This is a genomic window from Bradyrhizobium sp. 33ap4, assembly GCF_032654765.1.
Lineage (GTDB): Bacteria > Pseudomonadota > Alphaproteobacteria > Rhizobiales > Xanthobacteraceae > Bradyrhizobium > Bradyrhizobium australafricanum.
The window spans coordinates 1-5,752 of sequence record NZ_JAUMTJ010000131.1; the positions used below are offsets into that span (position 1 = coordinate 1).

Sequence of the window (5,752 nt, forward strand, 5' to 3'; positions counted from 1 at the left end):
TAGCCATGTCGTTCTGTGAGCCAAGGAGTTGAGTGTTATAGTTGTCTTCCTAAGACCGCTTGGCCTCCGACTTGAAGCTGAGCGTGAAGCTAGAAACGCTGAAGCTGAAGCTGAGCGTGAAGCTAGAAAAGCTGACCGTGAGCTTGAGGCTAAGAAGCTAGAAGCTGATCGTGAGCTCGAACTTAGGAGACTTGAGATAGAAGAGAAGCGCCTTGAAACGTCTCGGAGTGAGACTAGTTTCGTTGACCCTGAGAAGGTCAAAATGTCTAAACTTTTGCAACCGTACAAAGTTGGGGACGATATTGGCTTGTTCCTTGTCCATTTTGAGAGGACATGCGAGAAGGTCAATATTCCTGAGGACTTGTGGTCCCAGCGTCTTTTGACGGTCCTGCCCTGCGAAGCAGCCAGTGTGCTTGCACGTCTCAGTAAGGAGGACGCAAATGATTACGCGAAGGCTAAGGCAGCACTTCTGAGGAAGTATAGGTTGTCTACAGAGGGTTTCAGGCAAAAGTTTAGAAGCTCAGTGATTAAGACTGGAGAAAGCTATCCTGAGTTTGCCTACAACGTAAAGGCCACCATGGTAGAGTGGTTAAAAAGCGCGAACGCCTATGACGACCGAGACAAAGTCCTGGAGTGCTTCTGTCTTGAACAGTTTTATCGAGGGATTCCCGACAAAGTAGAGTTCTGGGTCCAAGATAGAACGGACGTTAAGACAGTAGAACAAGCTGCGGAGCTTGCTCAGGACTATGTACTGCGCAGAGAAGCGCGAGGTCAGGATCGCAAAAGAAAGGCGTACCGCGAGAGTGATAAGTCCTTCGGGAAAAAGCGTCACTTCGGAAAGTCTGAGTCCGGTAAGGGAATGGGTAATTTCCCTAAAGGAAAGGATAGTGCAGAGACTGTTCCAAAGGAAGTGGAAGGGCATAATCCCAGTAAGGAGGCAAAAGAGGCGAAAGCAAAGAGAGCTTTCGAAACAAGAAGGCAGAGCGTCTGCTATAACTGCAACGAGCCAGGGCACTTCGCTGCGAACTGTCCTAAACCTAAGGTGGTATTTTCGTACGTCAGTGAAGACGATGAAAATATTGCGCTGCTGAGTCCATACATGCGTGAGCTGGAGGTTAACAGGAAACCTTGCAGAGTTCTACGTGACTCCGCTTCTACTATGGACGTCGTGCACCCGTCATACGTGAGGAGTGAGGATTACACGGGAGAATGCGCATGGATTAAGCAAGTGGTGGAACAGCAAAGTGTATGTCTGCCCATGGCTAAAGTTTGCGTCACAGGACCGTTTGGCGAGCTGCACACGGAAGCCGCAGTTTCCCCAAATTTGTCCGAGTCATACCCGTATCTGTTCTCGAATCGGTCAGATAAGCTTCTGAAAGAGAAGGGATTAAGTTATGGGGATGGCGTTGTGCAGGCTCTAACGCGATCGAAGGCAAGGGAACTTGCTTCGAAGCTTAAGTACGATGAGGAGAAGTTGGCACCACGAGCGACTATCTCCGTCAGTCGTGAGCAACGGGAAAGTGATCCCCCGGAAGAAACTAACCCTACGGTAGCAGAGCATAAGACCCAAATGGACCCACTAGAGGGCAAGTCTGACGTTGGTTGCGCTGAAGGGAAAGATGATCAGAACGATGATGGCGGCACTGTTCTGTCTCCAACGGCGTCTAACTTCTCAAACCTTCTACAGGTAGATAAGCAGACCCTGATGAGTCAGCAGATCGCTGATCCATCTCTGAAGGATCTCTATACCTGGGCGAAGGAACGTAGCGCGAAAAAGAACGTGAAGTTCTTAGTGAAAGAAGGCATCCTATACCGTAACTACGAAGGTAAAAGGAGAAGGGCCTTCAATCAGCTGGTGGTCCCTCAGAAGTACCGGGAAGACCTTCTACAGCTCTGTCATGCTAACGCGTGGTCAGGACACCTAGGAGTTGGAAAAACCAAAAAGAGACTTCTGCAGGAGTTTTATTGGCCTCGGTGCTTTAAATCCGTGGAGGATTATGTGAGGTCATGTGATACTTGCCAGCGAGTTGGCAAGCCAAACGAGAAATGCAAAGCTCCACTAGTGTTGGTTCCGTTGATTACAGAACCGTTTTGCCGACTTGTCGTTGACGTAGTAGGGCCGTTGCCTGTGACTGAATCAGGGAACAAGTATATTTTGACGATGATTTGTCCAGCAACGAAGTTCCCTGAAGCAGTACCTCTAAAGCAGGTAAACTCCCCCGAAGTCGTGGACGCGCTGTTGTCAGTGTTTGCTAGAGTGGGATTTCCCACGGAAATTCAGTCAGATCGTGGTAGCGTTTTTACTAGCGAACTGACAAGTACCTTCTTTGAGAAGTGCGGAATGAAGATAGTGCACAGTTCGGTTCACCATCCGCAGTCGAATAGTGTAGAACGATGGCACTCCGGCTTAAAACGCACTCTGAGAGCGTTGTGCTTTGAGCACCAGAAGGACTGGGATGCATGTTTACCAGCTCCAACGTTCGCTTGTAGGACAGCCTGTCACGAAAGCACAGGTTTCACGCCTGCGGAACTAGTGTATGGTCGCGCCCTTCGCTCTCCGACGAGAATTCTAAGGGAGATGTGGGAGGAAAAGGGTGAAACCGCGACGGTCGTGCAGTATGTACTAGACTTGTTAGAGCGCATGCAGTCCATGCAGAACCTGGTCCGAGAGAGCATGAAGGAAGCTCAGACTAAGGCAAAGGGTTACTATGACAGAAATGCCAGACAACGCAAATTCAGCGTCGGGGACAGAGTTCTGATTTTAAGATCGGCGAGGCAAAACAAGCTCCAGGTTCACTGGGAAGGTCCCGTTGAAATTCTACAGAGGATTTCGGACACAAATTACGTGGTGCGACTAGGTGGCAAGCGTAAGCAAGTGCAAATTTACCACGTGAACCTGATGAAACCGTACGTGGAGCGCCAGGGCATAATAAATCTCACGGTCAACATGCCGGAAGAAATTCCTTTGGACATGGCAGACCTTCCAGAGGACAGCAAGACCTACTCAGTAGGCGAGATACTGGAGAAGGCGGCTACTATTAGTAAACTAACGTACAGCCAGACCCAGGAGTTGAAGAAAGTGATCAAGGAGTACCGCGACCTTTTTGCAAGAAGGCCGGGAAGCACCTCACTTATAAAACATGACATCGAACTTACCGAGGAGACGCCTATACAAGCAAAACCTTACAGGCTCGCTCCAAAACAAAAGGAGATTTTAGAGAAAGAGATTAAGAAGATGCTCGATTTCGAAATCATTGAGCCAGGGGAGAGCGACTTTACGTCTCCAATTTTCTTAGTGGAAGTACCTGGAAAGGACCCGAGACCGTGCATCGATTACCGCAAACTGAACGCCATTACAAGGGACCAGGCCTACCCTATTCCGAACATAGAAGAAAGAATAGAACAGGTCAGCAATGCGCGGTATATATCGAGTTTGGATCTCATCAGAGGATACTGGCAGGTACCACTAACAGAGAGAGCAAGCAGATATGCAGCTTTCATTTGCCACTTGGGCACGTTTCGCCCTCGGATGTTAACATTCGGCTTAAAGAACGCTCCATTCTGCTTCTCGAGACTAATGGACAATGTCCTAAAAGGAACAGGGAATTTCGCTTTGCCGTACTTGGACGACATAGCCATCTTCTCTGATACTTGGGAAGACCATCTGGCCCAACTAAGAGTAGTGTTCAGTCGTCTCCGTTCAGCCGGACTTACCATAAAGGCTGAAAAATGTCAGCTGGGCTGTGCTGAGATACAGTATCTAGGTCACGTTGTAGGTCAAGGGAATAGGCGGCCTCTAGAGGCTAAGGTAGCCGCAGTGAAAGAATTCCGAAGGCCGCTAACGAAATCGGACATAAGAGCTTTTCTGGGGCTTACAGGCTACTACCAGCAATACATAAGGAAATATTCCGAATTGGCCAGTCCACTGACCGATGCACTGCGCAAAGGAGAGCCTAATCAGGTGAGATGGGACGAAAAAAAGGAAAGGTCTTTCCAAGGACTTAAGGCATCCTTAATCAGCAAGCCAATCCTTCGAGCTCCCGATTATGGGAAGCCCTTCGTTGTGCAATGTGACGCGAGTGACAAGGGACTAGGGGCGGTGTTATGTCAACGGGACGAAGCCGGGAAAGAGCATCCCGTTCTTTATGCTAGCAGGAAGCTAACAGTTCGGGAGCAAGCGTACAGCGCCTCTGAGAAAGAGTGCGCGTGCCTAGTGTGGGCCGCCCGAAAGTTCAACTGCTACCTTTACGGCACACGGTTCACCTTCGAAACCGATCACTGCCCACTACAGTGGCTACAGAATATGTCTCCGAAAAACGGCCGGCTTCTTCGTTGGAGTTTAATTCTCCAAGAATACAACTTCAATGTTGTATATAAGAAAGGGAAGCATCACGGAAACGCCGATTGCTTGAGCCGCTACTCCTGTGGCTGAATGCACGTGCGTGAGCACAGTTTTCTCACGGTGTTCTCAGTTACATGATTCGGGAAATCATAAGTGGGCAGCCCAATGTTTTGGGTTAAATAACATGGGCTGAGTGAATTTTCCAAATCTGTTCTCAGATTCGGCGGGTAGTTTGGGATTTATTTGGCATTTATCCTTGGTGTGTGTCAGGGAAATTTTGCCGCTTGTTCGATTGATGCTTGGGGTTGTGGGTCTGAATCAGCTGTTTGGCAGTGAAATGTGATCAGATCCAAGTGCTACAAACTGCTAAGCAAAGTGCTTGTGCCTGTGAACTGCTTGTGCTTGTGAACTGCTATGTGCTGGGAACTGCCTGAACTTTTGTGCTCCAGAGTGTGCCCAGAGCAGCCCATGTAAGCCTTTTCGCTGTGACGCGACTGGAACAGACTTGACGGATCGCCTGACGTGGATCTTCTCTGGCGGCGGAGGAGCTGTTACGTCCGTGCCTTCGAAATGCGCGGCCACTTCGTCGTCTTCCTCGGCCATCGTCCGGCCGGCGAGCAATCCCGTCAGCACCATCGTCAGCAACCTTACCAAGCAGCAGCATCGTCATCGGGGTACGAGCTGATCGGACCACTGGCTCGAGGCTCGTGCGTTCGAGGCATAAAACCGGCGCGCGAGCGGCCAGCATTAGTATTCTGCTTCGAGGTCTCAAGCAGTTCAGAGCTCTCACGCCAAGCTCCATTAAACCTATTCGTTCTTTTTATAGAAAGGCTCGTCGCTGTCGTTCCTCTTGACCACGCTACGCTACGACACCCACTGGAGGTCCGCGACAACTTGGTAGCAGCACCGGTACGATAACGCGACAACTGGTGGCAGACCCGGTGGGATATATCACTACAACTGCTAGCAGATTCGGTGGGATAACCGCGACAATTCTAAAACCGGAAGACACAAGGAAGCAGAGGAATAACAAATTCAAGTTCTATGGAGAGCGATTGCAAGGATGTGACCCACGGAAGATCACGCCACTTCGCATGTTAGGGAACAAAGTGCGATAGTGGAAAGCGATGAAAAACAACTCAATCGGAGGAGTTGAAGTAACCACCATCCCTATCTCGGGGTGAACCCATTCCAGGACTCGGTATCCTTATTGAGAAAAGAAAACTCTTCCCGGGTCTCACGTCGGCTCCTCCGAGCTGGATTGTGTTACCGCACTGAACCCCGAAGGGCCGATCTCCGTGTCCAGGCTGGGGAATATTAACCCCATTCCCTTTTGGCCGAGGCAGGCTTACCATTAAACCACCTGCTTCGTAAAAAATTTCTCATTTTGCCTAATGTCCGGCTGACCCA

The 5,752-nt window shown here is 49.8% G+C and carries 1 protein-coding gene; it reads left to right on the forward strand.

Features of this window, described 5'->3' with window-relative positions:
* Positions 1–28 precede the first annotated feature (28 nt).
* Positions 29–4,432, forward strand: a complete 4,404-nt coding sequence (locus tag Q2M23_RS42980) for an RNase H-like domain-containing protein (protein WP_316399418.1) — start codon at positions 29–31, stop codon at positions 4,430–4,432.
* The last annotated feature ends 1,320 nt before the right edge of the window (positions 4,433–5,752 follow it).